The organism is Nocardia sp. NPDC004722, assembly GCF_053601505.1.
In genome coordinates, this window is sequence record NZ_JBSGBY010000003.1 from 17,727 (window position 1) to 43,590 (window position 25,864).

Sequence of the window (25,864 nt, forward strand, 5' to 3'; positions counted from 1 at the left end):
GGTCCGACGCTGTCCGTCAGTCCAATCCGGGCCGGTGCTCGCCGCCGGTCACCGCGTCCCAGGCCGGCCATTCGCCGCTGACGCTACCGCTCCACTTGGGCGGGCGGCGATCCTTGAGGGCGGCCACGCCCTCACCACCGTCGGCGCTCTTGGCGACATAGTCGTTGAGTTCGGTTTCCAAGCGGCCCACCGTTTCCGGGGCCATGGTCGGCGCCTCCCACAGCAGCCGCTTGGACAGCGCCACCGGCAGCGGGGCCGAGCCGTGGGCGATGTCGTGGGCCACCTCGAGCGCGGTGGGCAGGACTTCCGCGGCATGCAGGCAGGAGTTGGCGATGCCGAGCGAGTACGCCTCGTCGCCGTCGAAGGTGCGGCCGGTGAGCAGCAGGTCGGCGGCGCGGGCGCTGCCGATGAGCCGGGGCAGGGTCCAGTGCGCGAAACCGTCGGCGAGCGCGCCGCGGCGCACCTGGTTGAGGGCGTAGACCGCGTCGCGGGCGACGTAGCGCAGGTCGCATTGCAGAGCGATCTCGAGGCCGATGCCGACCGCATGCCCGTTCACCGCGGCGATGACCGGTTTCCGGATCTTGAACGGCGGCGGGTCGATGAGGCCGTTGACCTCACCGACCTTCAGCGACAGGTCCGCGCCCGCGCAGAACGCGGGCGCGGTCCCGGTGATGACGACCGCCCCGATGGCGTCGTCGTTGTCGCAGCGGCGCAGCGACGCACCGAGTTCCGACGCCATCGCCGGAGTCAGGGCGTTCTGCTGGGCGGGCCGATTGAGCGTGAGCACCGCGACGCCACCGGAGACATCCACGTGCAGTTCCGAACTCATGGCTCAGAATCCTAGTCAAGACGGGGGCGGCACGCCCGGGAGCTTGGGTTATCCCGCAGGATCCCCCGGCTTTATCCGCGCAGGAGCTGGCGGCCGATGGCGTACTTGTGCACCTCGGTGGGGCCGTCGTAGAGGCGGAAGGCGCGCATGTCACGGAAGATCATCTCCACCACGGTCTCATCGGAGATGCCGATGCCGCCGAGCACCTGCACGCAGCGGTCGGTGACCTTGAACAGCTCCTCGGAGACATACGACTTGGCGATGGAGGACTCGTGCCGGGCCTTGTGGCCCTGATCCATCAGCCAGCAGGCGTGCCAGATGGTGAGGCGACACTGGTGCAGCGCGATCTCGTTGTCCGCCAACATGAACGACACGCCCTGGTGCTCGCCGATGGGCTTGCCGAAGGCGGTGCGGGTCTTGGCGTAGTCGACGGCGATGGCCTGGGACCGTTCGGCCGCGCCCAGCCAGCGCATGCAGTGGGTGAGGCGCGCCGGTGCCAGGCGCAGCTGGGCGTAGCGCAGCGCCTGTCCGGTCTCGCCGAGCACGGATTCCCTGGGCAGCACCAGGTTTTCGAAGTTCACCACCGCGTGGCCGCCGACGTAGTTGCGGTCCATGGTGTTCATGATCCGCTCGATCACGATGCCCTCGGCGTCGCCGTCGCAGAGGAACAGGGTGGGGCCCTCGGGCAGGTGCGGGTTGGCGGCCAAGCGCGCCATGATGATCCAGGTCTTGGCCCCGTCCGCACCGGTGATCAGCCATTTGCGGCCGTTGACGGTGAAGTTCTCGCCGTCGAAGACGGCCTCGGTGGCGAGCTGGTTGGGGTCGGAGCCCGCGCCGCCGGGTTCGGTCATGGCGAAGACGCTGCGCTGGTGGCCGTCGATGACCGGCTGCAGGAAGCGTTGCGTCTGTTCCGGATTCGCGATCTTGGACAGCAGGAACATATTGCCCTCGTCGGGTGCGGCGCAGTTCATGGCGACCGGGCCCAGGGTGGACCAGCCCGCCGCCTCGTACAGCACGGCCTGCTCGACGTGGGTCAGTCCGCGCCCGCCCAGTTCCACGGGCGCCTGGATGGTGAGCAGCTTCTCGGCACGCGCCAGCTCGACCATCTCCTGCCGCAGTTCGTCGTTCGGGCCGTGCGCGGTCAGGCGCGGATCGCGCTCGAAGGGGACGATCTTGTCGATGACGAACTGGCGAACACGATCACGTTCGGCAGCAAGGTCGGCGGGAATCGAGAAGTCGATCATCGTTGGTCACCATCCGTCAGAAGGTCTCGTTCGAGCCGAGCATACGACGGGACCCCCGGCCGACTGAAGGCACCCGCCCTCAAACAAGGACGCGGCGCAGAAACGACTCGACTTCGGCCCGGTAGGCGGCCGGTTGGTCGTCGTGGACCAGATGGCCCGCGTCGGGAATGACGACGTGGTCGGCGTCCGGATGGACCGCGGCCATCTCGGCCATCTGCCCCGGCGGGGTGATGGTGTGCTCGCCCTCCAGCAGCAGGGCCGGGACCGTGATGGATTTCCACTGCGCCCAAAAGTCGCGGGTGCCCCACTCCTCGGAGATGTCCTTGAAGGTCGGCACCTCGCCGTGCAGGCGATAGCCGTCCGGGCCGCGCAGGAACGAGTCGAGGAAGTAGCGTCCGGCGACCGGGCCGAAGAAGGCCAGCACCGCCTCCTCGTCCGGAAATGGTTGCGGCCAAGCCGAAATCACGGCCGCCCAGTTCTCGGCGGTGCGGCCCTGGAAGTCCGGGGCCATGTCCTCCACCACCAGGGCCCGCACCCGCTTCGGATGCGCGGCGGTGAACATCCAGCCGTGCAGCCCGCCCATCGAATGCCCGATCACGACCATGGGTTCGGTGATCGCCGCGGTGGCCTCGGCCAGGTCCGCCACGAACGCCTCGGTGGTGAGCTCGGCCGGGGCGGGGCGTCCGTGCCCGGCCGCGTCGAAGGTGTACAGGTGCCCGAATTCCCGCAGCCAGGGCAGCTGCGCCCGCCAGGTGCGGGCACTGCCCATCAGCCCATGCAGCAGCAGGATCGGGGTCCCGGTGCCGCCCTCGTCATACAACATCGATTCCGACCATACGTCCCGGAAATCCGGTTCGGGAGCGCGGAGTAGGGTCCGGAGCATGGCAGTCGTCAAGATCAACGCAATCGAGGTCCCCGAGGGCGCGGGCCCCGAGCTGGAGCAGCGTTTCGCGCACCGCGCGCACGCCGTGGAGAACTCGCCCGGTTTCCTGGGCTTCCAGCTGCTGCGCCCGGTCTCCGGGGACAACCGCTACTTCGTTGTCACGCAGTGGGATTCGGAGGAGTCCTTCGCCGCGTGGCGCGACGGCCCGGCGCGCGAGGCGCACGCGGGTGAGGCCCGCAAGCCGGTCGCGACCGGCGCGTCGCTGCTGGAGTTCGAGGTCGTCCTGGATGTGGCGGGCAAGAACTCCTGAGCAGCGCGAATTCCTGATCAATGCCCCGGGGTCTCGCGGACCAGCAGGTTCGTGAGGCCCAGGGTGATCCGATGCAGCAGCCATTCCGCCGGACCGCGGCGGAAGACCGCGCGCCACAGGGTCGCCGCCAGCAGCGAGCCTCCGGCCAGCAGGATCAGCAACGGCCAGCCGGGACCGTGAATGCCACCGGGCAGTTCGTGCGCGCGCCCGTCCGGGATCGGCACCAGCACGCTGACCGCCACCACCTGCGCGATATAGAGACTCAGCGCGCAGGAGCCCGCGGCGATCAAGGGCCGCAAGGCGATTCCAGCCCGTGGCACCAGCGCCATCAGCGCGCCGATCACCAGGAAGGCCGTCCCGGTCGCGCCGAACACTTCGAACGGGGTCCCGCTGTGCGGGTTGGCGACGGTCAGCCACCACGGGCTGGTCGTGGCCACCGTGCCGAAGCCGGTCAGGTCGATGATCATCCCCGGGTCGAAGTCCGTGACCCCCGCCTCGGCCATGCCCCGGGTGAGCAGATCGATCAGGTGCTCACGCCCGCCCAGCGGATGCTGCGCCAGCCACGAGCCGCCGTAGCCGAGCAGGGCCAGCAGGGCGCCCACACCGATGATCGGCAGCGGCCGTAGGGTGCGAATTCCCCAGCGTCCCAGCGCCATACCGGCGAACACGAACGGCATCCAGGTGAGTGCCGGGTACGCCCCGGTGAGCGTCAGCATCACACCGGCCTGCCGCAGCCCCTCCCACGAGGTGAACATCTCGAAGGTGGGGTTGCCGCCGAAGGCGTTCTGGTGCAGGTGACTTCGGATCACGAACGACGCGATCGGTCCGGCCACCGCCCACGCCGCCGCCAGCACGGCCAGCGCGCGGGCGCTCAGCCGCAATGCGGGCAGGGCGAGCAGGAAGAACAGGCCGTAATAGCTCAGGATGATCATGATCCCGATGCCGGAATGCAGTTGCGCCAGCGCCAGGCCCAGCAGCGCGACCAGAACGGCTCGCGCCGTGATGCGAATCAGGCTGCGGCGGAAGGCGATTCCGGTGGCGGGCCGCGCGCCGCCGGACATGAGCGCCAGCGATATCCCCGCCAGCACGGCGAACAGCGCCGCCGAGCGGCCCTCGAAGACGGTCAGCCAGGATGCGCCCGCCATGTCCCGCTGCGGTCCGACGTGCACCGCGAACATGCCGAGCACCGCGATACCGCGGGCCGCATCGAGCGCGAGCACCCGCGGCAGCGAATCTGTGGCATCCAATTTCGGCAATGCGTCGACCGACAGCGATGACTCCATGGCCTCGAAACTAATCCGGGATGCACAGGAATTCCGAGCTGTTCGTCGACAAAAGACAAGAAATAGACGAAAGAGTTAGTTCCCGGCTAACAATTGGTCAGCCGGGAACCGAAAGATCTACGCCTCGAAGGTGGCGTCCAGTTCGATGTTGTCGACACCGGTCAGAGCCTTGGAGACCGGGCAGCCCGCCTTGGCGGCCTGCGCGGCGGCCAGGAAGCCCGCCTCGTCGATGCCGGAAGCCTTGCCGACCACGGTCAGCTTGATCTTGGAGATCCGGAAGCCGCCCGCCGGATCCGGGCCCAGCGTCACGTCGGCGGTGACGTCCAGGTTCTGCACGGTGCCGCCGGCATTGCCGATCTGACCCGAGAGGGCCATCGAGTAGCAGGAGGAGTGCGCCGCGGCGATGAGCTCCTCCGGGCTGGTGGTGCCGTCGGCGTCGTCGGCGGCGCGCTTCGGGAACGAGACGTCGTACTTGCCGACGCCCGAGCTGACCAGCTCGACCTGACCGGAACCGTCCTGCAGGCCGCCGGACCACGAGGTACGCGCGCTACGTGTGGGCATCACTGTCCTTTCGAAGAATTCGGTGCGGTACGGGCTCGAACCTACTCCGCTCAGACGGATGCGGTGGCGCGCTGATCGAGTTGTTCGAGCACGGTCGGCCAGGCTTGCTCGTGGCGGTCGCGGGCGGCGGCGTTCGGGAACCCGGCATGCGTCAGCAGCAGGGCGCTGCCCGCGCCGTGGGGTGAGATCTCAATGGTGAGAACGGTTTCCGCGCCCTCGGTGCCGCCCTCGCCGGTCACCCAGGTCGTTTCCATGAGGCGGTCGGGCACCAGGCGCAGGAAGCGTCCGTAGTGCGGGCGACCGCCACCGGCGGTGAAGAAGAACGTCTCGTTCACCGCGGGCCGGTGCATGAGCACCGATCCCGGGTCGGCGAACCAGAGTCCGAGTTGCCGGGTGCACATGCGGTAGAGCTCGTCGGGCGAGGCCGCCATGATGCGCTCCACCCCCAGGAAGAAGGGGCGCGAAGACAGATCCGGCGGCCGAATCGGGGCGACGTCCATGCGCGAGCACGATACCGGCCGCGACCGCCGTCACTCGGGATTGGTGACCCGAGCCAGTACGATGCCGCCGATGATCATGGACAGCGCCAGCACCCGGCCCGCGCTGAGCGGATCCTTCTGGATCACGATGCCGAGCGCGATCGCGCCGACCGCGCCGATGCCGGTGAAGATGGCGTAGGCCGTGCCCACCGGCAGCGACTGCATGGCGTAGGAGAGCAGGTACACCGCGACCGCCGCGAGCACGAAGCAGATCAGGGTCGGCAGCGGCTTGGTGAAATTCTGCGTCGGCTTGATGGACTGCGACCACGCGATCTCCACCACGCCGGCCAGAGCCAGTACGAGCCAGTTCATTTCAGTACTCCTTACCGAGGGCGCGGACGGCGGCGAGAGCGGCGGCGTAGGACGCGTCGTGCTTGTCGCGCAGGTGTGCCATCGCCGGATCGTGGCGCGAGTTGACCAGTTCGGCGTTGACGAAAACCGTGTCGGTGACGGCGAAGTGCCCCGCGAAGAAGTCGCGCAGGTAGCGCTCCTGATAGTCGTAGATCGCCTTGGGCGCGCCCGGCGTGTATGCGCCGCCGCGGGCGGTGACCACCACGAAACGGGTGGGGGCCAGCGACATTCGCGGGAAGGTGATCTGGTCCAGCCACGCCTTGAGGCTCGCGGGGATCGAGTAGTTGTACATCGGGGTGCCGATCAGGACGACGTCGGCGGCGCGAACCTCGGTCAGCAGCGGCTCGACGATCTCCCAGGAGCGTTGCTGCGCAGGCGAATCCACGAGGTCCGCCAGTCCGTCGAGGTCGGTGCTGCCGTGGGCGAGCACGCGGTCGCACAGTTCGGTCCAACCCTCGTCGATGAAGGGGATCGGGTCGGCGGCCAGGTCGCGGTGCACGTAGCGGCCGTCGGGGTGTTCGGCGCGCCAGGCTTCGGCGAAAGTCGCGCCGAGCAGGCGGCTGACCGAAGTGCGGCGGGCGCTGGCGTCGAGGTGCAGCAGGGTGGTCATGGCCGGGTCTCCAATCAAGTGGACGTTCTGTCCGTTTACGTGGGCTACGCTAATCCACAACCGGACACAATGTCCACTTATTCCTCGGAGGCTACAGTGAGCTGCATGGACACCCCCGCCCTACCGCTGCTCGGCGAGCAGCCCGCACCCGTCGAACGCGCCGACGCGGCCCGCAACCGGGCCAAGGTGCTGGCGGCCGCGGCGGAGTTGTTCGCGACCCGCGATCCGCGCACCGTCACCATGGACGACGTCGCCAAGGCCGCCGGGGTGGGCCGGGGGACGCTGTATCGGCGGTATCCGGATGTCGGTTCGATCGCCGTCGCCCTGCTCGACGAACACGAGCGGGCACTCCAGGAACAGCTGCTGCGCGGCGCGCCGCCGCTCGGGCCGGGTGCGCCGCCCGCCGAGCGCTTGGCCGCGTTCTACGCCGCGATGCTCGAATTGCTGGACACCCATGCCCATCTGGTGCTCGGCGCGGAGACCGGGGGTGCGCGCTTCCGCACCGGGGCCTACCAATTCTGGGCGGTGCACGTGCGCTCGCTGCTGGTCGCGGCCGGTGTGCCGCAGCCCGATTCGCTCGTCGACCCGCTGCTCGCGCCGCTCGCCGCGGAGGTCTACCGGCACCAGCGGGAGCGCGGACTGACCTCCACGGAGATCGAGTCCGCGCTCGCGCGGCTGGCGGCAGGCGTACTGGGCCCTTCAGCGGCCTGATCGGCACTGCCGCAGGCTGATTCACACCATGTCGCGGCGGCGGATCAACCAGATCGTGCCCGCCGCGAACGCCAGCGCGTAGGCGGCCAGCACCAGCAGCGACGCCGGGCGGGACAGGATGTCCAGCACGCCTGGGGTGGCCGGGCCGCTCACCGTGCGCAGCGAACCCGCGAGGGAACCGGCGGCCGTGCCCGGCAGATGATCGGTGACCGCCCGGATGGGCGCGAAGATCCCCGCCACGCCACGTAACAGGTTCTCCACCACCAGCACCCACACCAGGCCCAGGCCGACCGCCAGCGCGGGTCCCCGGGCGATCGCGCCGATCAGTGCGCCCGCGAGCGTCCACATGCCCAGAATCGCTGTGCCCGAGCCGATTCCGAGCAGGATCCGCCCGACCGAAGGCAGTGCCAGAGATTGCCCCTTGGTCCCGGCGATGAGCGCGGCGACACCGGTGTCCACCACGAAGGCGACCACGACCAGCGCCACCACCGTCAGCGCCAGGCTCAGCACCACCGCGCCGATCACGTGCACCCGCGAAGGCCCTTGCGTGAGAGCGGTTTTCCAACTACCCCAGCCGTAGCCGCTGCCCACCGCCAGCGCGCCGAGCACCAGCATGAGCGCACCCCCGAACATGGCCATGCCCTGGGTGAACACCTCCGGCACCGACGACGGCAACATCTGCTGCATGAGCAGCTCGCGCGGCAGCCCGTTGGACATCCGGGTGGCGCTGCCGGTCGTATAGGCCAGGTAGTTGAACAGGTAGGCGAAGGTCAGATTCAGCAGGATCCAGGTGCCGAGCACGATCCAGAAGGCGGGCCAGCCGCGCAGGCGCAGCAGTTCGGCCCGGGTGCTGGCGATCAGATCTCTCATTTCGCGGTCTCCGTCATCTCGAAAAAGACTTCTTCCAAGGACTTCTCGTCGCTGCGCAGCTCCAGCAGATCAGCGCCCGCCTCGATCACGGCCCGCGCCACCATCGGGGCCTGCGCCGCGCCCGCGTCGATGCGAATTCCGGCGGCGGTCAACAGGGCTCCGCGCTCCCCCACCACCGACCGCACCGCCGGGAAGGCGACACTCAGCGGCTCGGCCCGCACGAGAAGTGATGCGGTGCCGCGCAATTCCCGCACCGTGGACTCGGTCAGCAGCCGCCCGCCGGAGATGACGCCGACGCGATCACAGATCTCCTGCACCTCACTGAGCAGGTGACTGGACAGCACCACGGTGTGCCCGTCGGCGGCGAGTCCGGTGATGAGTTCCCGCATCTCGGCCATGCCGGCCGGATCCAGGCCATTGGTGGGTTCATCGAGAATCAGCAGATCAGGACTGCCCAGCAGGGCGGCCGCGACGCCGAGCCGCTGTTTCATGCCCAGGGAGTAGGTGCGGAACTTGTCCTTGCCACGGCCGCTGAGCGCGACCCGGCGCAGGGCGTCGTCGACCGCGTCGTCGCCGACACCCCGGTAGCGGGCCAGCACGCGCAGGTTGTCGCGGCCCGAGAGATACGGGTAGAAGCCGGGGCCCTCGATGAGAACGCCCATGCGGCGCAAGGCATCCGGATCGCCGGGCCGAGTGCCGACCACCGTGGCGGTCCCGGCGGAGGGGCGGATCAATCCGACCAGCATGCGCAGCGTGGTGGTCTTGCCCGCCCCGTTCGGGCCCAGGAATCCGTAGATCTCGCCGCGGCGGACGCTCATGCTCACGGCGTCCACGGCGGTGTGGGAGCCGTAGCGTTTGGTCAGCCGGTCGGTGACCACGATCGCTTCGTTCATGAATCCAACGATCCGCCCTCGCCCTTCGGAAATAATCCGTCGCGGCGCGTGATCGGCTATACGTATCTAGACGTATTTCGCCGCGACACGATGCCGCCGCCCGCAGACGGCGCTACGGTGCAGCTATGGACGAACGCGGGGGAAGGTTCGGGCGGCGCGACGTGCTCCCGGCAGTGGCGGTGGGGGCGATCCAACTCGGGTTCGGAACCCTGGCCAACCACCACCAGAACGTGCCGCGTGAGCTCGACGTTTTCGGATACCTGCTGCTCGTGACCGGTCCGGTCCTGCTGGTCCTGCGTCACCGATACCCGCTGCCGGTGTTCTACGGAACGCTCGCCGCCGCGGTCGCCTACCTGCTGGCGGGCTACGGCTACGGGCCGATCTTCTTGTCGCTCATCGTCGCGTTCCTGTGCGCCGCCGTCAACGGATCCCGTTGGTACACCTACCCGTTCGTCGCGGTGGGCTACCTGCTCATGGTGTGGCCGGTGCCGGACTGGCGCGGGTACCACACCGGCACGTGGCAGGAATTCGGCTTGCTCGCATGGCTTTTCGTGCTCGCGGCCGGTGCGGAGGGCATGCGTCAGCGGCGCGCCGCCATCACCGCGTACCAGCAGCGGGCCGAGGCGGCACGGCGCAACGAGCAGGCCGAGCGGGAGCGCGAACAGGCCGAGCGCGCACTGGAATCCGCCGAGCGCGAGCAGCGGGTCACCGAGGAGCGCCTGGCCATCGCGCGCGAACTGCACGATGTGCTCGCGCACAGCCTGTCGCTGATCAATGTGCAGTCCTCGGTCGCGCTGGAACTGTTCGACCGCAAGCCCGAACAGGCCGCGACCGCGCTGGCCGCCATCAAGACCGCCAGCAAGGACGCCCTCGGCGAGGTGAACGCGCTGCTGCGCTCGATTCGCGGCGGCACCGCCACCGTGGCCGCGCCCACCACGCCCACCATCGGTATCACCGATCTCGACAAGCTGACCGGCCCGGCCCGCGCGGCGGGGCTGGTGGTGCACACCATGGTCACGGGTGGGCCACGGCGGCTGCCCGCGGTGGTGGACGTGGCCGCCGCCCGCATCGTGCAGGAGTCGCTGACGAATGTGGTGCGGCACGCGCCAGGCGCGAGTGTGCTTGTCACCGTGCACTATTCGGCCGAACGGCTGAACCTCACCATCGACAACACCCGGCCCACCCGGCAACCCGCCCCGCAGTCGCCGACCGGCGGGCACGGCATCACCGGCATGACCGAGCGCGCATATGCCTTGGGCGGCAACCTCTCCGCCGAACCCAAGGCCGACGGCGGATTCCGGGTGACCGCGCGGCTGCCCACCCATCTGGCCCGGCCGGAACCGGCGGCGTGATGAGCATCCGGGTGGTGATCGCCGACGATCAGGCGCTGGTGCGCGCGGGTTTCGCCGCGCTGCTCGCGGCGCAGGACGGCATCGAGGTGGCGGGCGAGGCCGACAATGGCGAGCAGGCCGTCGAATTGGCGCGCACGCTCGTGCCCGACGTGGTCCTCATGGATATCCGCATGCCCGTCCTCGACGGCCTGGCCGCCACCCGTGCCATCGCCGCCGACCCGGCCCTGGCCGCGGTGAAGGTGGTGGTGCTGACGACTTTCGAGCTCGACGAGTACGTCTTCGAGGCGATGCGGGCGGGCGCGACCGGCTTCCTGGTCAAGCACACCGAACCCGCCGACCTCATCAAGGCCGTCCGGGTGGTCGCGGGCGGCGACGCACTGCTGTCCCCCAGCGTCACCAAGCGCCTCGTCGCGGAATTCGCCGCCCACGCCAAACCCGCTCCCACCGCGACCTTCTCGGAACTGACCGACCGCGAACGCGAGGTCATGATCCTGGTCGCCGAGGGCCTCACCAATGCCGAGATCGCCGACCGGCTCTACATGAGCCCGGCCACCGCACGCACCCACGTCAGCCGGATCCTGGTGAAACTCGGTGCGCGCGACCGGACTCAACTGGTCGTCATGGCCTACGAGTCGGGGCTGGTCCGCCCCGGCTGGCAGGAGTGATCAGGCGTCCGGATTCGCGTCGCGGCGCTCCTGCGGACTGAAGCCCGGGTCCTCGTAGCGGCGGTACGCGGAGGCCTGCTTGCGGGCCGACGACGCCGAGGCCGCCCGGAAGGCCCGCGAAACGCCCTCCGAGCCGGCCGAATACGTCAGCGAATCCTTCGGCGAGAAGCCCATCTTGGTGCCGATCTCGACGGCGTCCATGTTCGCGCCCAGGAACAGGAAGTGCCAGTTCCAGACGTCCTGCTGCTGGGTGATCAGGGACTTCACCGCCGAGTGACTCCATTCGCGGCTGGAGTTCTCGTGCCCGTCGGTGAGGATCACGACGATGACCGTTCCCGGGCGCTCGTGCTCCGCGCGGGCCGCGAGCTCGGTGCCCACATCGGTGACCAGGCGGCCGACCGCGTCGTAGAGCGCCGTCATCCCGCGCGGCTGCAACTGCATCGGCGGCACCTGCGCCAGCGGCCGATTCGCGTACACCAGTTCGTATTCGGTATCGAACTGCGCCAGCGTCACCTCGATCTGTTTGGGCACCTCGCGCTGCTGGTCGAGATAGGCGGCGAAACCGCCCTCGGTATCGGTCTTGATGGATTGCATGGATCCGGAACGATCCACCAGCACGGCGATCAAGGTCGAATCTGGATTGGTCATGGAGCCCCCGAGGCTGAGACATACGGACGCCGCCGACCGTACGCGCGGCCGCTTATGGCCCACCGGGTGTTTTCCTTGCAGCCCAAGTCATCCGGCCGCAGCGGCTCAGCGGCCGAATTCGGCGGCCGCGGGAATCACCTCGCGGCCCATCACTTCCAGCGGTGTCAGGTCGTCGACGCCCGCCACCCGGCCGATGACCAGATCGATGCCCATGTCCGACAGCCACTTCAGCTGCCCCAGCAGCTGTCCCGCGCCCCCGCCGTCCGGGCCGGGATCGAAGGTGAACACGCAGCTCTTGCGAATCTTGGCCGGGTCGCGCCCGATCTCCTCGCACATCCGGTTCAGCAGTGCGATCTTGGCGGGCAGATCCGGGCCGGGCCGCAGGCTCGCGACGTCCGCGTAGCGCGCCACCAACGGCAGCGTGCGCTTCTCGCCGTCACCACCGATGAGGATCGGCGGGCGCTGCCGCCGCGGCGAGACCCGCACGGCCTGCGGGGCGTTCAACGGTCGCCGCACCTGAAAATGCTTGCCCAGCACGGGTTCCTCGCTGCCGCGCGCATCGGTCCACATGGCATCGCAGATCCACAGCAGCTCCTCCAGCATGTCGAAACGGTCGCGCAGCGGCGGGAACGGCAGCCCGTAGCCCTCCACGTCCCCGGTGGAGGTGCCCGCGCCCACTCCGAGCCAGGCCCGGCCGCCGGACAGCACGTCCAGCGTGGTGACCAGTTTGCCGAGCATGGCCGGATGCCGATAGTGCACACCCGACACCAGCGCGGTCAGCTGCACCCGGGAGGTGTGCGCGGCGATGAACGACAGCGTCGAATACGCCTCCAGCACATTCTGTTCCACCCGCCCCAGCCACGGGCTCTGCCACAGGTGATCGCCCACGGCGATGAGCGAGAATCCACTCGCCTCCGCCGTGGCGACCACCTCGGCCAGGCGCGGTCCGATCAGTTCCGACGGGGTGTCCATGGCGAAGTTCGTGAGATGCAGTCCGAGTTCCATGACTCCACCCTGCGCCGTGCGCGAGCGCGAATCATCCGTCCGGAGAACACATCCGGCGTACGCCGCCGCACGTAGTCAGCGGACCGCGTCCAGCTCCAGACCCCGCCGGATGGCCTGCTCCACCGGTGAATACGCGCCGTCGGGCCGGTCGAGCACGCAAGGCTCCCGCGACAGCAGCGGCGGCTGGGCCATGAATCGCGGGCGCCCGATCCGATTGGGCTGGGCGGCGTGGATCAGGAACGGGTGGCACAGGTACACATCGCCCGCCCGGCCGGTGGCAAGCGCCTCCGGGAGATCCGTGGTGGCGGTGTAGAAGTCGGCCAGATCGAACATGGTGGTGCCCTCGATACCGAACGGCGCCAACTCCTGCGCCAGCCGCTGATGCGAGCCCACTCGAATCCGGGTCGGGGCATCGTCGACATCGATATCGGAGAACAGGAACAGCATCAGCAGGGAGCGGCCCTGCGAGAAGACGTTCACGCGCCAGCTCAGAAAGTCGTCACGGTCCGCGCCGCCGGGAAAGCTGACATCGACATGCCAGCCCGCATCCCCGGGCTCCTCCGGACTCGGGAAGCGAATCGGCCAGCTGCCCAGCGTCTTGCGGGGCAACCAGCGGCCGGGGCCGGCCAGCTGGTCGTAGGCCGCCAGCAAGGGCGGGGCGGTGACCGCCGTCGCGAACGGCTCCTCGGCGTGATCCCAGAGCCGGATCACCGGACTGGTCCAGGTGGACGGATCCTCGGGATTGCATCCGGTTGCCCGCCAGAGGATCTCGCGGCCCGCGGCGGCGGTCTCGGCGGAGAAGGCTCCCTCGACCTTGACGAATCCGTCGCAGACGAAGGAGGCGAGCTGAACGTCGGTGAGCATCGCTCCACCTCTCTGCGCTTGAGCCTTTCGGTCGATTCACCCGAGCATCCTCGACACCGAGAGCGCAGCGCCACCGATTTTCCTGCCGCACATGGCGAAAGCCCCGCCCTCCCGAAGGGGAGAGCGGGGCTTCCGTTGTCTCGCTGAGCCTTTACTCGCCGCTGGCGGCGGCCGGGGCGTCACCCGCGAGGGCGGCGACCGGGGCGTCCTCGGCGGGAGCGTCCGACTTCTTGGTCAGCTTGGCCTTGGCGGTGAACGTGAACTTCGCGTTCTCGCCCTGGCCTTCGCCGTCCCAGCCCTCGACGTCGACCACGACGACCTGACCGGCACCGAGCTCGCCGAAGAGGATCTTCTCCGACAGCTGGTCCTCGATCTCGCGCTGAATGGTGCGACGCAGCGGGCGGGCGCCCAGGACCGGGTCGAAACCGCGCTTGGCCAGCAGGCTCTTGGCCTGCGGAGCCAGCTCGATCTCCATGTCCTTGTTCTTCAGCTGCTTGGCGACGCGGCCGATCATCAGGTCGACCATCTGGATGATCTGATCCTGGGTCAGCTGGTGGAACACGATCACGTCGTCGATGCGGTTGAGGAACTCCGGCCGGAAGTGCTTCTTCAGCTCGTCGTTGACCTTGAGCTTCATCCGCTCGTAGTTCGAGCCCTCGACATTGCTCTGGGCGAAGCCGAGGCCGACCGCCTTCGAGATGTCGGAGGTGCCGAGGTTCGAGGTGAAGATCAGCACGGTGTTCTTGAAGTCGACCGTGCGACCCTGACCGTCGGTGAGACGACCATCCTCGAGGACCTGCAACAGGGTGTTGTAGATCTCCTGGTGGGCCTTCTCGATCTCGTCGAACAGCACCACGGAGAACGGCTTCCGGCGCACCTTCTCGGTGAGCTGGCCGCCCTCTTCGTAGCCGACGTAGCCCGGAGGGGCACCGAACAGACGCGACGCGGTGAAGCGGTCGTGGAACTCGCCCATGTCGATCTGGATGAGCGCGTCGTCCTCGCCGAACAGGAAGTTCGCCAGCGCCTTCGACAGCTCGGTCTTACCGACACCGGACGGACCGGCGAAGATGAACGAGCCCGACGGACGCTTCGGATCCTTCAGACCGGCGCGGGTACGGCGGATGGCCTTGGAGACGGCCTTGACCGCGTCCTCCTGGCCGATGATCCGCTTGTGCAGCTCGTCCTCCATGCGGAGCAGACGGGTGGTCTCCTCCTCGGTGAGCTTGAAGACGGGGATACCGGTCCAGTTGGCCAGCACTTCCGCGATCTGCTCGTCGTCGACCTCGGCCACGACGTCCAGATCACCGGAGCGCCACTGCTTTTCGCGCTCGGCCCGCTTGGCGACGAGCTGCTTCTCCTTGTCGCGCAGGCGCGCGGCCTTCTCGAAGTCCTGCGCGTCGATCGCGGACTCCTTCTCCCGGCGCGCCTCGGCGATCTTGTCGTCGAATTCGCGCAGGTCCGGCGGTGCGGTCATCCGGCGGATGCGCATGCGCGCGCCCGCCTCGTCGATGAGGTCGATCGCCTTGTCCGGCAGGAAGCGGTCGTTGATGTAGCGGTCCGCGAGGGTAGCCGCCGCGACCAGAGCGCCATCGGTGATCGAAACCCGGTGGTGCGCCTCGTAGCGGTCGCGCAGACCCTTGAGGATGTTGATGGTGTGCTCGACCGTCGGCTCGCCCACCTGCACCGGCTGGAAACGACGCTCCAGCGCGGCATCCTTCTCGATGTACTTGCGGTACTCGTCGAGGGTGGTCGCACCGATGGTCTGCAGCTCACCACGAGCCAGCTTCGGCTTCAGGATCGAGGCCGCGTCGATCGCGCCCTCGGCCGCGCCCGCACCCACCAGGGTGTGCAGCTCGTCGATGAACAGGATGATGTCGCCGCGGGTGTTGATCTCCTTGAGCACCTTCTTCAGGCGCTCCTCGAAATCACCGCGGTAGCGGCTGCCCGCGACCAGGGAACCCAGGTCGAGGGTGTAGAGCTGCTTGTCCTTGAGCGTCTCCGGCACCTCGCCGTTGACGATGGCCTGGGCGAGACCCTCCACGACGGCGGTCTTACCGACGCCGGGCTCACCGATCAGGACCGGGTTGTTCTTGGTACGGCGGCTCAGCACCTGCATCACGCGCTCGATTTCCTTCGAGCGGCCGATGACCGGGTCGAGCTTGCCCTCGAGGGCGGCCTGGGTCAGGTTGCGGCCGAACTGGTCCAGCACCAGCGAGGTCGACGGGGTGCCCGTCTCGCCGCGCTGACCCGAGCCCTCGACCGGCTCCTTGCCCTGGTAGCCCGACAGCAGCTGAATGACCTGCTGCCGCACGCGGTTGAGATCCGCGCCCAGCTTGACCAGCACCTGCGCCGCGACGCCCTCACCCTCACGGATCAGGCCGAGCAGAATGTGCTCGGTGCCGATGTAGTTGTGACCGAGCTGCAGCGCCTCACGCAGCGACAGCTCCAGCACCTTCTTGGCGCGCGGGGTGAAGGGGATGTGACCGGACGGCGCCTGCTGGCCCTGCCCGATGATCTCCTCGACCTGCGACCGCACACCCTCCAACGAGATGCCCAGGGATTCCAGCGACTTCGCCGCGACACCCTCGCCCTCGTGAATCAGGCCCAGCAGGATGTGCTCGGTGCCGATGTAGTTGTGGTTGAGCATCCGGGCCTCTTCTTGGGCCAGGACAACGACCCGCCGCGCGCGGTCGGTGAACCTCTCGAACATCGCTCCCTCACTCTCCTGCTCCGCCATCAAAGGCATCCGGCGCTTCAGACCCTGTGCTGCCCTTCTGGTCGCCAGCCTGCCATGAAGCCCTGGGGTTGCATCCCCCGACTCCACTCTAGTTGCCGGGGGTCACGCACGTCGTCCGTCCACCCTATTGCGAACCGGCCTCAGTACGACTCATTCACTCATAACGGGGCAGTTGCGCAGACCGTTTCCGATTCCGCTACGCCCACAGCGAACAGGCCGGTCAGCCCGGGAACCGCTACCCGGTGAAGGGTGGAACGAACTCACACGGCACCGGATTCCGGTGCGCGGGGTCGAGAGCGTTGAGGGCGACCATGGCCGCGCGGTGGCTGCCGGCGATGGCGAGATGGTCGGAGTAGTCGACGGGGCAACCGTCCTGCATCAGGACATTGGTGGCATTGGGCGCGGACACCAGCGCGATGGACGGCCAGACGCCCTCGTCGAAGTTGGAGGCCAGGTTGGTGTAGGTGACGGTCGGGTCATAGACGCCGTCGGCGTTGAGGTCGTTGATGAACGAGGAGTTGCCGAGCATCTCGGGGCAGGCCGCGCAGATGACGCCCACCGCGGCCAGGTTGTCGACCTGATCGGCGGTCGCGCCCAGCTGCTTGCCGAAGGTGCGGATCACGTTCATCTGATCGCCCATGATGCCCAGCCAGGGCGGGGCGATGGCGACGAACTTGTCGACCTTGCCGTGCCCGCCGAGGCGTTTGATGTAGTAGTCGCCGACGGTATTGCCCTGCGAGTGGGCCACGAAGTCCACCTTGCCCGCGCCGGTGGCGGCCAGCACCCGGTTCACGAAAGCGGCCAGCTGCCCGGCGCTTTCGGGGATGGGCTTCATGCCGCCCATGGCCGAGAGCGGCCACGGCACGTCCAGGCTGCCGTAGGTCAGCGAGTAGACGCAGTAGCCCGCGTTGGCGAGCATGGGGGCGTAGGCGCCCCAGTTGGTCTGCGCGCCGCCGGCGGTGCCGTGGATCAACACCACCGGATCGGGGTGCGCGGCAGTGGGTTTGCAGGACCAGTCGTTGGCCCCGGGCAAGGAGCCGCCGGGATTGGTGAGCTCGTAGGGGATGCCCGCGAAGAAGTTGAAAGTGACCGGGTATTCCGCTCGGGCGGTGCCGCTCGTTGCGATCCCGAGTATCGCCAGAACCGCCATGATCAGCAGCGATCCCGGCGTTCGGCGCATGGGCATCCTTCTCATGTTCCCTCCCAAATTAGAACGCGTTCCTGCAACCTAAACTGGAAACAAGCACGAGGGATGGAATACTGACGAGTAAGTTCTGAAACAGGTTCAGGTGCAGGAAAACGGCGGTGGCCGGGACTCGCAGGCGGCTTGCGAAGCCGCACAACGGGTCCCGGCCACCGCCGGACGCCGGGCGAATTACTGCTGACCGGAACCGAATCCGGGCTGCGGGGCGAACTGCTGGGCCGGGGTCAGCGACGGCGTGGGAAGGAAACCGGGCTGCACCGGGAAGGGCCAGGCCGACGCCGCCGGGGCCGCCTGCACCACCGCGCTCGCCTTGGCGTGCTGCATGCCCGCCACGAACAGCGCACCGGTCAGCACCAGGAACGCCAGGGTGTGAATGACCGCGCGGACGACATTCCAAGCCACCCACGAGCTTTCGAACTGGTGCCGGACCGCCGCCAGATCACCGATCTGGCTCACGTCACCGGCGTTCGCGAGCTGGTTGTTGAGCGGCACGTTCAGACCCGACGTGACGCAGAAGGCGATGATATTGAGCAACAGCGCGACACCGATCCAGATCAGCGTGGTGCGGTTGTCCTTACCCAGGTGCAGCGCGGCGGCCAGCACCGTGAACCCGACGGTGCCCATGAAGCCGAGCATGAACCACGGGTTGATGATCACCACGTTGATCTTCTGCATGACATCGACGAAGGTCTTGTCGTCGGACTGTCCGAGCGCCCCCATCACCGAGGTCGCGTAGGCGTAGAAAACACCGGCGATCAGCCCGGTGCTCAGCGTCGCCGCCACGAGTGCGGCGGTGCGGAATGCGAACATCGTTCTCTCCTGACTGGATCTGCCACCCGTGTTCTCCCGGGCGATCAACTACATCCAGTCAACTGCCGCCGGGCACGGAAACCCATGGCTCAGAAGCTCGCACGCATGCGCAGGGGTCCAACAGGTACGGGCGGTACCAGGATCAGAGATCGCGCTCGGAGATCACGCCGGATTGCATGGCCAGATTGGCCAGCCGGACCCGCTTCTGGTTCTGCGGGAGATCCTCGACGCCGAACTTGGCGAACAGCGCGCGCAGGTGCGTCTTGATGGCGTCGACGCTCAGGAACAGCTCCGCCGCGATCTGCTGATTCGAGGCGGGCGAGGCGAATCCGTCATTGCCGCGCAGCGGGCGGCACAGGGCGATCAGGACCGAGCGCTGAGTTTCGGTGAGCGAGCGCAGAGTCGGGAGACCGCCGGTGGAGGTCTGCGTGACATCGCCTGCGGCGCCGCTGAAGTCGTGGAAGGTGACCCGCGAGGTGCCCATCCGGATGACATCGCCCGGCTGCAGCCGATGCCGCCCGACCAGTCGATCCCCGTTGATGAAAGTGCCGTTGCGAGAAAGACCGTCGTCGACGATGGTCCAGTGCGCGCCCAGATACTCGGCGGTGGCGTGCAGGCGCGAGACCTCGACATCCCAGAACAGCGACAGATCCGCCTGCGGCGAGCGCCCGATGGTGATGCGCGGCTGGTCAGGGGACAACATCAGCTCGTGCTGGCGCCCCTCTTGATCCTTGACTCGGAGGAAAGAACCGTGGAAAGCGGTCACTGCGCCGATACCTCTTCTCTACATCCAGCCAGTGACGTCCGCACGTTTCAATGGTGCCTGGCCACCCCGTGCACTAGCAAGATCGTGCCGAGCCCACCAGCCCACGATCGTAGAGCAGGATTGATACCCCCACACCGGAGCCCGCGAAACTGCTCGAGCCCGAGCCACCGGTTATACGCAAAGCGTATGAATAAACCACTGCCGCCCGGGTACGCACGAACACCCGGACGGCAGTCGAATCGGCGACTAGTCGGACAACTAGTTCTTAGAGGCGGCCTTGTTGTAAGCCTCGGTGATGTCGGCCGAGATACGGCCACGAGCGGACACCTTGTGCCCATTCCGGCGCGCCCATTCACGAATGGCCGCGCTTTGTTCGCGATCGATCGAAACCCGGTTCTTCGGGCCGGCGGCCGGAGTACCGGCCACCTTGGTGCGACGGCGGCCGCTCACGCGCCGAGCGGCGGAAACCCAACCGTCCAGACCCTCCCGCAGCTTGGCCGCATTCTCCGTCGACAAGTCGATCTCGTACGAGACGCCATCGATTGCGAACTCGATGGTCTCGTCCGCGATGGACTCACCGTCGACATCGTCGATCAAGCTAACGGTGACCTTCTTTGCCATGAGATGAACGTCCTCTCGAAATCGTGCGACCCGCATAGTCAGGCCGATTACCCGACGCCAGAATACCGCTAATTCCGATAGTCCCAGAAACTGCCCCGGAAATGCAATCCGGAGAACTATCGGGCGGCTGGACGCACAATTGGAAAGAGTATCGTTTCCCGGATTCCGTGGCCAGTCAGGGCCATCAGCAAACGATCGATACCCATACCCGTTCCGGTTGTGGGGGGCATACCGTGCTCCATCGCGGCGAGGAAGTCCTCGTCCAGACGCATGGCTTCGTCGTCACCGGCCGCGGCCAAACGCGCTTGATCCACGAAACGTTCACGCTGGATGACCGGATCCACGAGTTCCGAATAGCCGGTGGCCAGTTCGAAGCCGCGCACGTACAGGTCCCACTTCTCGGTAACCCCGGGCTTGCTCCGATGCTGACGCGTCAGCGGCGAAGTCTCCACCGGGAAGTCGCGCACGAAAGTCGGGGCGTAGAGCTTGTCACCGTAGACGTGCTCCCACAACTCCTCGACCAGTTTGCCGTGGCCATAGCCCTTACCCTGCGGAATTTCCAGACCGACCCGATCGGCGAGTGCCAGCAATTCCTCGACCGTCGTTTCCGGCGTGACCTCCACACCGATCGACTCCGACAGCGACGGGTACATCTCGACGGTCGTCCACTCGCCGGACAGATCGTATTCGGTGCCGTCCGCGAGTGTCACCACCTGCGTGCCGTACACCTCCTGCGCGACTTCCTGGATCAATTCCCGCATCATGGTCGCGGAATCGTCGTAGGTGCCGTACGCCTCGTAGGTTTCCAGCATTGCGAACTCGGGCGAATGGGTCGAGTCGGCGCCCTCGTTGCGGAAGTTCCGGTTGATCTCGAAGACCTTCTCGATGCCGCCCACCACGCAACGCTTCAGGAACAGTTCCGGCGCGATACGCAGGAACAGCTCCATATCGAGCGCATTGGAGTGGGTGCTGAACGGGCGCGCGGCCGCGCCGCCGTGGATGGTCTGCAGCATCGGGGTTTCCACCTCGAGGAATCCCCTGCGCTCCAACGCGTTTCGCAGCGCGCGCACGGCGGCGACGCGGGTGCGGGCCATCTCCCGGGCCTCCGGGCGCACGATCAGGTCGACATAGCGCTGCCGGACCCGCGACTCCTCGTTCATCTCCTTGTGCGCGACCGGCAGCGGGCGCAGCGACTTCGCCGCCATCTCCCACGCATCGGCCATGACGCTCAATTCGCCGGAGCGCGAGGCGATCACCTCACCGTGCACGTACACGAAATCACCGAGGTCGACATCGGCCTTCCAGGCCGCCAGGGCGTCCGCGCCGACACCGTTGAGGCTGATCATCGCCTGCAGCTTGGTGCCGTCGCCCTCCTGGAGGGTGGCGAAACACAGCTTGCCGGTATTACGGACGAAAATGACGCGGGCGGCAATCCCAACCAGCTGGCCGGTCTGGGTATCGGCCTCGAGCTCCGGATACGCGGCGCGAATTTCGGCGAGCGTGTGGGTGCGGTTCACCACCACCGGATAAGCCTCGCGGCCCTCCGCCAGCAACCGCTCACGCTTCTCCTGGCGAATCCGCATCTGCTCCGGCACGTCGTGTTCCACGACGGGAGCCGCGGCACGCTTTTGCGCAGCGGGAACGGGGTTGCCTGCGGGAGAAGAGGGAGTGGAGGTGCTCACGAGTCTCAAGACTAGCTTGCGCCGGAATTGCTTTTTTCCGCCGCCCGCAGCAACAAACCCTCAGAGCCAAGCGAGGGTGGCGACCTCACGCTCGAAGTGCGGTGCCGAGGCCGCGACGGTCAGCAGACCGGCCGCTTTCAACGCCTGATATCCGCCCTCGAGGTCGGTGGCGCGGCGCAGGCCGAGCTGCTGCAGAGAGGCGGCCGCCAGGCTGGAGGTGTAGCCCTCCGAGCAGACGATGATCCATTCGATGTCGTGGTGGTCGGCCAAGGCCAAACGCGCGCTGCTGGAGGGATCCAAACGCCATTCCAGCACATTTCGCTCGATCACCAGCGCGCCCGGCAGGGTGCCCTCGCGCAGGCGCTGCGCCTGCGGGCGAATATCCACCAGAATCGCGCCGCGCGCGATGGCGGCCGGAATTTCGATCGGGAGCAGGCGGCGCAGCTGCTGACGGGCGTGGGCGAGCATGCCGTCGATCGTCAAGTGGGTCATTCGAGTTCGCCTTCGGGCTGGTCGGTGAGGACGGAACGGGTGCGCCGCAGGGTGCCGTGGCCGGTGACCTCGTAATAGGACATGGCCGTCAGCGGCGGTGAATAGGCGTGCACGCTGAGGGTCGGATTCAGCGGGCCGGTGATGCCGGCTTCCTCGGCGGGAGCGCGCACCACGTCGTGCACCCAGCCGAGCGGGAAAGAGGCCTGATCACCCGCGGTGAGGGTGCGGCGGCGCAATTCCCGGCCGTTCCAGCGGAATTCGGAAAGGGCGCCCGACAATACGGTCAGCGCGCCCAGCGAGCCGGCGTGATCGTGCAGTTCGGTGTATTTGCCCTCGGTCCAGCTGATCAGCCAGAGGTCCACCTCGTCGTCGGCGATGAGCTTTGCCGCCCAACGGTTTTCGGTGGGCCAGAGGCCGTCTTCGGGCAGCAGGTGGTCGTAGCGGCCCTCGAGCACGTCCTGCGCGCCCTCGTCGGTCAGACGGAGCAGGTCGGCGGGGCGCAGCCGGGTCGGCAGGGCGGAGGCGGTGGCCCGCTCGGTGACCTCGGGCAGTAGACGCGAGGTGCCGCGGGTATCGACGGGTAGGGAAAATGCAGAGGACCGCATGAGCGAAACTCCAAGAAGTGTGATTGGCCGGGGGCTATACGAAGCCTCGACGACCGTCGAGGCGGATTAGCCTCGACAACACTCCTGGGTGGTCACGCGGAAAGACACGTCGGCGAGTCTAACAGCGCTGCGCCGGGAATCAACAGGGGCTCCCGGCGACGACTGCGTCACTTTTATTCCGGCCGGTCTGTACTGGCGCGGGCGGCGCGGCGCTGCTGATTGCGCTCGTACACCAGCCGCAGCCCGTCCAGGGTCAGATGCGGCTCGTAATGCTCGATGGTCTCGGACTCCGGCACGATCAACGGCGCGGTCGCACCCGTCGCCACCACCGCCACATCGTCACCGGAGAACGCCTCGATATCGCGAATACGGTCGATCAGGCCGTCGACCAGGCCCGCGAAACCGAAGATCGCGCCCGATTGCAGGCACTCCATGCTGTTCTTGCCGACCACCGAACGCGGCCGGGTCAACTCCGCGCGGCGCAGCGCGCTGCGCGCGATCAAAGCCTCGGTGGAAATCTCCACCCCCGGCGCGATACTGCCGCCCAGGAATTCGCCCTTGCCGGAAACCAGATCCACGCAGATCGCCGTGCCGAAATCCACCACGATGGCCGGCGACTGGAAACGGTGATATGCCGCAAGACAATTCACGATGCGGTCCGCGCCGACTTCCTTGGGATTGTCCACCAGCAGTGGAATACCCGTGCGCACACCGGGTTCCACGAGCACGTGCGGCACATGTCCCCAATAGCGCGAAAGCATCTCGCGTAGCTCACGCAACACCGGCGGCACCGTGGACAGGGCCGAAACCCCCACCACCTGATCGGCGTCCGCGCCGATCAGGCCGCGCACCTGGAGCGCGAATTCATCCGCGGTCAACAGCGGATTGGTGTGCATCCGCCACTGCCGCACCAGCTTCGCGTGGTCCCCGCTGCCGGAGAACAGGCCCAGCTCGATGCTGGTATTGCGTACATCGATGGTCAGCAACATAGCCGGCGGCTCAGGCCAGCGAGAGCGTGCGCGGGGAGATGAGGTCCGAACCCTCGGGAGCGTGCGCCGGATCGGCGCCGAGCTCGATCACACGATTGCGCTCGTCCACGAAAACCACGTGCGGGGCGTAGTTCTCCAGCTCGGCCGGGTCCATCATGCCGTAGGCGATGAGGATGACCAGATCGCCCGGGTGCACGAGATGCGCTGCGGCACCGTTGATTCCGATCACGCCCGAACCGCGCTCACCGGCGATCACGTAGGTCTCGAGGCGGGCCCCGTTGGTGATGTCGACGATCGAGACCTTCTCGCCCTCGAGCAGGTCGGCGGCGTCGAGCAGGTCCTGGTCCACCGTCACCGAACCCACGTAGTGCAGGTCGGCGTGAGTCACCGTGGCCCGGTGGATCTTCGACGTCATCATGGTGCGCAACATCGTCGTCGCCTCCTAGAGAGAAGCCTGGGCAGGCTGGTCGGGAACGGTGGGCAGGCCGTCGAGCGGCTTGCCGATGGAAACGGGCATATTGTCGATCAGGCGCGTCGTGCCGACGCGGGCCGCGACCAGCAGACGGGCATTGCCGGTGGGCCATTCCTCGGAGAAGTCCGAACCCCGCAGTGCCAGATAGTCGAGCTGGATGTCCGGGGCCAGATCCAGCACGGACTGCGCGGTCTCCAGCACGGCCTCGGGGCCGCGCCCGGCCGCGTGCCGACCGGCCAGCAGCGCCGCGGACAGCGTCAGGGCCAGCTCACGCTCCTCGGGGCTGAGGAAGCGGTTGCGCGAGGACTTGGCCAGGCCGTCCTCGTCGCGGACAGTCGCGGCGGGCACGATCTTCACGTCCATGTTCAGGTCGACGACCATCTGCCGGATCAAAGCCAGCTGCTGGTAATCCTTTTCGCCGAAGAACGCCTCGTGCGGCTGGCAGATGTTGAACAGCTTCGACACCACGGTCAGCACACCCGAGAAGTGACCCGGACGGGTCGCGCCCTCGAGAATGTCGCCGAACGGACCGGCCTGCACGGTGGTGCGCGGGCCGAACGGGTACATGTCCTTGGCGCTCGGCGCGAACACCAGCTCGACACCCTCGCCGCGCAGCAGCTCCACATCCGCGTCCAGGGTGCGCGGGTACTTGTCGAGGTCCTCGTTCGCGCCGAACTGCAACGGATTCACGAAGATCGACACGATCACGGTGGTGTTGGTGAGCTTGGCCAGCCGGACCAATTCCAGATGGCCCTCGTGCAATGCGCCCATGGTCGGCACCAGCGCGACCCGGCGGCCCACCGAACGCAGGGCCTTGACGACCTTGGTCATGACGGCCGGATCGTGGTGCACGGTCAGCTCGCCGCGCTTGTACGAACCGATCAGCTTGGGGTCCATCAGCGTCCTTCCAGGAGATCGATCAGGTCGGGGGCGGCCTTGACGCGCTCGGCCGAGCGCAGCGACAGCGCGCGATACCCTGCGGCCAGACGGGGATTCAGGTCCTCGAGCGCACGCAGGTGCGCGGCCACCGCGGCCACGTCGCCGCGGGCCACCGGACCGGTCAGCGCGGCCGGGCCGCGCCGCAGCGCATTGTCGAGAGCGGCCGACACCAGCGGGGCGAGCACGCGCTCGGCCAGACCGTTGGGCTGCTCGTCGACGGTCTGCTGACCCAGCAGACCCGGACCCGACAGGGCGGCCCGCAGGGCCTCCACCGCGTCCACGATCAAGGTCACCAGATGGTTGCTGCCGTGTGCGAGCGCCGCGTGATAGAGGGTGCGGTGCTCCTCGGAGACGCGTACCGGTTCGCCGCCCATCTCGATCACCAGAGACTGCGCGATGGCGTAACCGATGTCGTCGGCGGCGGTGATGCCGAAGCAGGCATTGGACAGGCGGGACACGTCCTCGTCGTGCCCGGTGAACGTCATGGCCGGGTGGATCGCCAGCGGCAGTGCGCCCAGCGCGGTCAGCGGCGCGAGGATTCCGACGCCGTTCGCGCCCGAGGTGTGGACCACGATGGTGCCGGGGCGGACCGCGTTCGCCGCCGCCAAACCGGCCACCAGGCCGGGCAATTCGCTGTCCGGCACGGCCAGGACCAGCAGTTCGCTGCAGGATGCCACGTCCTCGGCGGGCAGGACCTGGGAATCCGGCAGGCGAGTCGCGGCACGACGCAGCGAGGCATCCGAAATCGCGGATACCCCGAATACGACATGACCGGCACGCTCCAGCGCCGCGCCCAGTGCGGATCCGACACGTCCCGCCGAGACGATTCCCACCGTCAGGCGTGCGGGCGCAGGATCACTCCAGACATCCTTGTCCGAGGTCACTTTGTCCTCTCAGAGTTCGTTCCAGTCCCGCCTTGCGGGTACCGG

Annotated in this window: 29 protein-coding genes; 4 read left to right on the forward strand and 25 right to left on the reverse strand. The window is 67.7% G+C overall.

Annotation, left to right across the window (positions count from 1 at the left end; genetic code table 11):
* Positions 1-16: 16 nt before the first annotated feature.
* The 3 genes from ACWELQ_RS01205 to ACWELQ_RS01215 form a co-directional block, all read right to left on the reverse strand.
* Complete coding sequence (locus ACWELQ_RS01205; protein WP_452395005.1) at positions 17-829, reverse strand: enoyl-CoA hydratase/isomerase family protein; 813 nt, start codon at positions 827-829, stop codon at positions 17-19.
* A 71-nt stretch (positions 830-900) separates the two neighbouring features.
* On the reverse strand, positions 901-2,073 hold the full coding sequence (locus tag ACWELQ_RS01210) for an acyl-CoA dehydrogenase family protein (protein ID WP_452395006.1): 1,173 nt from the start codon (positions 2,071-2,073) through the stop codon (positions 901-903).
* 79 nt (positions 2,074-2,152) lie between these two features.
* Complete coding sequence (locus ACWELQ_RS01215) at positions 2,153-2,896, reverse strand: alpha/beta fold hydrolase (RefSeq protein ID WP_452395007.1); 744 nt, start codon at positions 2,894-2,896, stop codon at positions 2,153-2,155.
* Positions 2,897-2,954: 58 nt separating this feature from the next.
* Between ACWELQ_RS01215 and mhuD the strand changes: the two genes are divergently transcribed.
* Positions 2,955-3,266, forward strand: coding sequence for a mycobilin-forming heme oxygenase MhuD (mhuD, locus tag ACWELQ_RS01220; protein ID WP_452395008.1), 312 nt, complete (start codon positions 2,955-2,957; stop codon positions 3,264-3,266).
* Positions 3,267-3,283: 17 nt separating this feature from the next.
* Here the strand turns inward: mhuD and ACWELQ_RS01225 are convergent, their stop codons facing one another.
* From ACWELQ_RS01225 to ACWELQ_RS01245, 5 genes are all read right to left on the reverse strand, one after another.
* Positions 3,284-4,549 (reverse strand): DUF418 domain-containing protein, encoded by a 1,266-nt coding sequence (locus ACWELQ_RS01225; RefSeq protein ID WP_452395009.1) that lies wholly within the window; start codon positions 4,547-4,549, stop codon positions 3,284-3,286.
* A 117-nt stretch (positions 4,550-4,666) separates the two neighbouring features.
* On the reverse strand, positions 4,667-5,110 hold the full coding sequence (locus ACWELQ_RS01230) for an OsmC family peroxiredoxin (RefSeq protein WP_379354609.1): 444 nt from the start codon (positions 5,108-5,110) through the stop codon (positions 4,667-4,669).
* A gap of 50 nt (positions 5,111-5,160) precedes the next feature.
* A complete protein-coding gene (locus tag ACWELQ_RS01235) occupies positions 5,161-5,610 on the reverse strand; it encodes an SRPBCC family protein (RefSeq protein ID WP_452395010.1) in 450 nt (149 codons plus the stop codon).
* Positions 5,611-5,640: 30 nt separating this feature from the next.
* Complete coding sequence (locus tag ACWELQ_RS01240; RefSeq protein ID WP_452395011.1) at positions 5,641-5,961, reverse strand: DMT family transporter; 321 nt, start codon at positions 5,959-5,961, stop codon at positions 5,641-5,643.
* A 1-nt stretch (position 5,962) separates the two neighbouring features.
* Complete coding sequence (locus ACWELQ_RS01245) at positions 5,963-6,610, reverse strand: FMN-dependent NADH-azoreductase (RefSeq protein ID WP_452395012.1); 648 nt, start codon at positions 6,608-6,610, stop codon at positions 5,963-5,965.
* 105 nt (positions 6,611-6,715) lie between these two features.
* On the opposite strand from ACWELQ_RS01245, the gene ACWELQ_RS01250 reads away from it, so the two are divergent.
* The gene (locus ACWELQ_RS01250; protein ID WP_452395013.1) at positions 6,716-7,321 is read left to right on the forward strand and encodes a TetR/AcrR family transcriptional regulator; all 606 of its coding nucleotides are present in this window, start codon (positions 6,716-6,718) and stop codon (positions 7,319-7,321) included.
* 21 nt (positions 7,322-7,342) lie between these two features.
* Here ACWELQ_RS01250 and ACWELQ_RS01255 read toward each other — a convergent pair whose 3' ends face one another.
* Together ACWELQ_RS01255 and ACWELQ_RS01260 are read right to left on the reverse strand one after the other, a co-directional pair.
* A complete protein-coding gene (locus ACWELQ_RS01255; protein WP_452395014.1) occupies positions 7,343-8,191 on the reverse strand; it encodes an ABC transporter permease in 849 nt (282 codons plus the stop codon).
* Positions 8,188-9,084 (reverse strand): ABC transporter ATP-binding protein, encoded by an 897-nt coding sequence (locus ACWELQ_RS01260; RefSeq protein WP_452395015.1) that lies wholly within the window; start codon positions 9,082-9,084, stop codon positions 8,188-8,190. The genes ACWELQ_RS01255 and ACWELQ_RS01260 overlap by 4 nt, the downstream gene beginning before the upstream one ends.
* A 125-nt stretch (positions 9,085-9,209) precedes the next feature.
* Between ACWELQ_RS01260 and ACWELQ_RS01265 the strand changes: the two genes are divergently transcribed.
* Together ACWELQ_RS01265 and ACWELQ_RS01270 are read left to right on the forward strand one after the other, a co-directional pair.
* Positions 9,210-10,436 carry a sensor histidine kinase gene (locus ACWELQ_RS01265; protein WP_452395016.1) on the forward strand — a complete coding sequence of 409 codons (1,227 nt, stop codon included), beginning with the start codon at positions 9,210-9,212 and terminating at the stop codon, positions 10,434-10,436.
* Positions 10,436-11,101 carry a response regulator transcription factor gene (locus ACWELQ_RS01270; RefSeq protein WP_452395017.1) on the forward strand — a complete coding sequence of 222 codons (666 nt, stop codon included), beginning with the start codon at positions 10,436-10,438 and terminating at the stop codon, positions 11,099-11,101. Before ACWELQ_RS01265 ends, ACWELQ_RS01270 begins: the two co-directional genes overlap by 1 nt.
* Here the strand turns inward: ACWELQ_RS01270 and ACWELQ_RS01275 are convergent, their stop codons facing one another.
* The 15 genes from ACWELQ_RS01275 to ACWELQ_RS01345 form a co-directional block, all read right to left on the reverse strand.
* Positions 11,102-11,749: a vWA domain-containing protein gene (locus tag ACWELQ_RS01275; protein WP_452395018.1), complete on the reverse strand. Its 648-nt coding sequence runs from the start codon at positions 11,747-11,749 to the stop codon at positions 11,102-11,104.
* Positions 11,750-11,854: 105 nt separating this feature from the next.
* Positions 11,855-12,754, reverse strand: coding sequence for an LLM class flavin-dependent oxidoreductase (locus tag ACWELQ_RS01280; RefSeq protein WP_452395019.1), 900 nt, complete (start codon positions 12,752-12,754; stop codon positions 11,855-11,857).
* A gap of 75 nt (positions 12,755-12,829) precedes the next feature.
* Positions 12,830-13,618 (reverse strand): phytanoyl-CoA dioxygenase family protein, encoded by a 789-nt coding sequence (locus ACWELQ_RS01285; RefSeq protein WP_452395020.1) that lies wholly within the window; start codon positions 13,616-13,618, stop codon positions 12,830-12,832.
* Positions 13,619-13,769: 151 nt separating this feature from the next.
* Positions 13,770-16,328: an ATP-dependent Clp protease ATP-binding subunit gene (locus ACWELQ_RS01290; RefSeq protein WP_452395021.1), complete on the reverse strand. Its 2,559-nt coding sequence runs from the start codon at positions 16,326-16,328 to the stop codon at positions 13,770-13,772.
* 262 nt (positions 16,329-16,590) lie between these two features.
* On the reverse strand, positions 16,591-17,535 hold the full coding sequence (locus ACWELQ_RS01295) for an esterase/lipase family protein (protein WP_452395022.1): 945 nt from the start codon (positions 17,533-17,535) through the stop codon (positions 16,591-16,593).
* Between the two features lie 195 nt (positions 17,536-17,730).
* Entirely contained in the window at positions 17,731-18,369 is a 639-nt protein-coding gene (locus tag ACWELQ_RS01300) for an anthrone oxygenase family protein (RefSeq protein WP_452395023.1), read from the reverse strand.
* A gap of 142 nt (positions 18,370-18,511) precedes the next feature.
* A complete protein-coding gene (locus ACWELQ_RS01305) occupies positions 18,512-19,135 on the reverse strand; it encodes an FHA domain-containing protein (protein WP_379354636.1) in 624 nt (207 codons plus the stop codon).
* Between the two features lie 258 nt (positions 19,136-19,393).
* Entirely contained in the window at positions 19,394-19,756 is a 363-nt protein-coding gene (locus ACWELQ_RS01310) for a histone-like nucleoid-structuring protein Lsr2 (protein WP_452395024.1), read from the reverse strand.
* A gap of 116 nt (positions 19,757-19,872) precedes the next feature.
* Positions 19,873-21,339, reverse strand: coding sequence for a lysine--tRNA ligase (gene lysS / locus ACWELQ_RS01315; protein WP_452395044.1), 1,467 nt, complete (start codon positions 21,337-21,339; stop codon positions 19,873-19,875).
* 159 nt (positions 21,340-21,498) lie between these two features.
* Entirely contained in the window at positions 21,499-21,930 is a 432-nt protein-coding gene (locus ACWELQ_RS01320; RefSeq protein WP_452395025.1) for a rhodanese-like domain-containing protein, read from the reverse strand.
* Positions 21,927-22,535, reverse strand: coding sequence for a cysteine dioxygenase (locus ACWELQ_RS01325; RefSeq protein WP_452395026.1), 609 nt, complete (start codon positions 22,533-22,535; stop codon positions 21,927-21,929). Before ACWELQ_RS01325 ends, ACWELQ_RS01320 begins: the two co-directional genes overlap by 4 nt.
* 173 nt (positions 22,536-22,708) lie before the next feature.
* A complete protein-coding gene (locus tag ACWELQ_RS01330) occupies positions 22,709-23,524 on the reverse strand; it encodes a type III pantothenate kinase (protein ID WP_452395027.1) in 816 nt (271 codons plus the stop codon).
* Between the two features lie 10 nt (positions 23,525-23,534).
* Positions 23,535-23,954 (reverse strand): aspartate 1-decarboxylase, encoded by a 420-nt coding sequence (gene panD, locus ACWELQ_RS01335; protein ID WP_452395028.1) that lies wholly within the window; start codon positions 23,952-23,954, stop codon positions 23,535-23,537.
* 12 nt (positions 23,955-23,966) lie between these two features.
* On the reverse strand, positions 23,967-24,893 hold the full coding sequence (gene panC, locus ACWELQ_RS01340) for a pantoate--beta-alanine ligase (RefSeq protein WP_452395029.1): 927 nt from the start codon (positions 24,891-24,893) through the stop codon (positions 23,967-23,969).
* Entirely contained in the window at positions 24,893-25,819 is a 927-nt protein-coding gene (locus ACWELQ_RS01345) for a Rossmann-like and DUF2520 domain-containing protein (RefSeq protein WP_452395030.1), read from the reverse strand. The genes panC and ACWELQ_RS01345 overlap by 1 nt, the downstream gene beginning before the upstream one ends.
* Positions 25,820-25,864: the final 45 nt, after the last annotated feature.

What these genes read in the sequence shown, in the direction of transcription:
- panC (WP_452395029.1), bottom strand. Translation starts at nt 24,893, where the DNA reads ATGGACCCCAAGCTGATCGGTTCGTACAAGCGCGGCGAGCTGACCGTG.
- lysS (WP_452395044.1), bottom strand. Translation starts at nt 21,339, where the DNA reads ATGCGGATTCGCCAGGAGAAGCGTGAGCGGTTGCTGGCGGAGGGCCGC.
- ACWELQ_RS01265 (WP_452395016.1), top strand. Translation starts at nt 9,210, where the DNA reads ATGGACGAACGCGGGGGAAGGTTCGGGCGGCGCGACGTGCTCCCGGCA.
- ACWELQ_RS01290 (WP_452395021.1), bottom strand. Translation starts at nt 16,328, where the DNA reads ATGTTCGAGAGGTTCACCGACCGCGCGCGGCGGGTCGTTGTCCTGGCC.
- ACWELQ_RS01320 (WP_452395025.1), bottom strand. Translation starts at nt 21,930, where the DNA reads ATGACCCACTTGACGATCGACGGCATGCTCGCCCACGCCCGTCAGCAG.
- ACWELQ_RS01295 (WP_452395022.1), bottom strand. Translation starts at nt 17,535, where the DNA reads ATGCGCCGAACGCCGGGATCGCTGCTGATCATGGCGGTTCTGGCGATA.
- ACWELQ_RS01255 (WP_452395014.1), bottom strand. Translation starts at nt 8,191, where the DNA reads ATGAGAGATCTGATCGCCAGCACCCGGGCCGAACTGCTGCGCCTGCGC.
- ACWELQ_RS01270 (WP_452395017.1), top strand. Translation starts at nt 10,436, where the DNA reads ATGAGCATCCGGGTGGTGATCGCCGACGATCAGGCGCTGGTGCGCGCG.
- ACWELQ_RS01330 (WP_452395027.1), bottom strand. Translation starts at nt 23,524, where the DNA reads ATGTTGCTGACCATCGATGTACGCAATACCAGCATCGAGCTGGGCCTG.
- ACWELQ_RS01225 (WP_452395009.1), bottom strand. Translation starts at nt 4,549, where the DNA reads ATGGAGTCATCGCTGTCGGTCGACGCATTGCCGAAATTGGATGCCACA.
- ACWELQ_RS01300 (WP_452395023.1), bottom strand. Translation starts at nt 18,369, where the DNA reads ATGTTCGCATTCCGCACCGCCGCACTCGTGGCGGCGACGCTGAGCACC.
- ACWELQ_RS01325 (WP_452395026.1), bottom strand. Translation starts at nt 22,535, where the DNA reads ATGCGGTCCTCTGCATTTTCCCTACCCGTCGATACCCGCGGCACCTCG.
- ACWELQ_RS01245 (WP_452395012.1), bottom strand. Translation starts at nt 6,610, where the DNA reads ATGACCACCCTGCTGCACCTCGACGCCAGCGCCCGCCGCACTTCGGTC.
- ACWELQ_RS01285 (WP_452395020.1), bottom strand. Translation starts at nt 13,618, where the DNA reads ATGCTCACCGACGTTCAGCTCGCCTCCTTCGTCTGCGACGGATTCGTC.
- ACWELQ_RS01280 (WP_452395019.1), bottom strand. Translation starts at nt 12,754, where the DNA reads ATGGAACTCGGACTGCATCTCACGAACTTCGCCATGGACACCCCGTCG.
- ACWELQ_RS01205 (WP_452395005.1), bottom strand. Translation starts at nt 829, where the DNA reads ATGAGTTCGGAACTGCACGTGGATGTCTCCGGTGGCGTCGCGGTGCTC.
- ACWELQ_RS01230 (WP_379354609.1), bottom strand. Translation starts at nt 5,110, where the DNA reads ATGCCCACACGTAGCGCGCGTACCTCGTGGTCCGGCGGCCTGCAGGAC.
- ACWELQ_RS01250 (WP_452395013.1), top strand. Translation starts at nt 6,716, where the DNA reads ATGGACACCCCCGCCCTACCGCTGCTCGGCGAGCAGCCCGCACCCGTC.
- ACWELQ_RS01275 (WP_452395018.1), bottom strand. Translation starts at nt 11,749, where the DNA reads ATGACCAATCCAGATTCGACCTTGATCGCCGTGCTGGTGGATCGTTCC.
- ACWELQ_RS01240 (WP_452395011.1), bottom strand. Translation starts at nt 5,961, where the DNA reads ATGAACTGGCTCGTACTGGCTCTGGCCGGCGTGGTGGAGATCGCGTGG.
- ACWELQ_RS01260 (WP_452395015.1), bottom strand. Translation starts at nt 9,084, where the DNA reads ATGAACGAAGCGATCGTGGTCACCGACCGGCTGACCAAACGCTACGGC.
- ACWELQ_RS01215 (WP_452395007.1), bottom strand. Translation starts at nt 2,896, where the DNA reads ATGTTGTATGACGAGGGCGGCACCGGGACCCCGATCCTGCTGCTGCAT.
- ACWELQ_RS01235 (WP_452395010.1), bottom strand. Translation starts at nt 5,610, where the DNA reads ATGGACGTCGCCCCGATTCGGCCGCCGGATCTGTCTTCGCGCCCCTTC.
- ACWELQ_RS01310 (WP_452395024.1), bottom strand. Translation starts at nt 19,756, where the DNA reads ATGGCAAAGAAGGTCACCGTTAGCTTGATCGACGATGTCGACGGTGAG.
- panD (WP_452395028.1), bottom strand. Translation starts at nt 23,954, where the DNA reads ATGTTGCGCACCATGATGACGTCGAAGATCCACCGGGCCACGGTGACT.
- mhuD (WP_452395008.1), top strand. Translation starts at nt 2,955, where the DNA reads ATGGCAGTCGTCAAGATCAACGCAATCGAGGTCCCCGAGGGCGCGGGC.
- ACWELQ_RS01210 (WP_452395006.1), bottom strand. Translation starts at nt 2,073, where the DNA reads ATGATCGACTTCTCGATTCCCGCCGACCTTGCTGCCGAACGTGATCGT.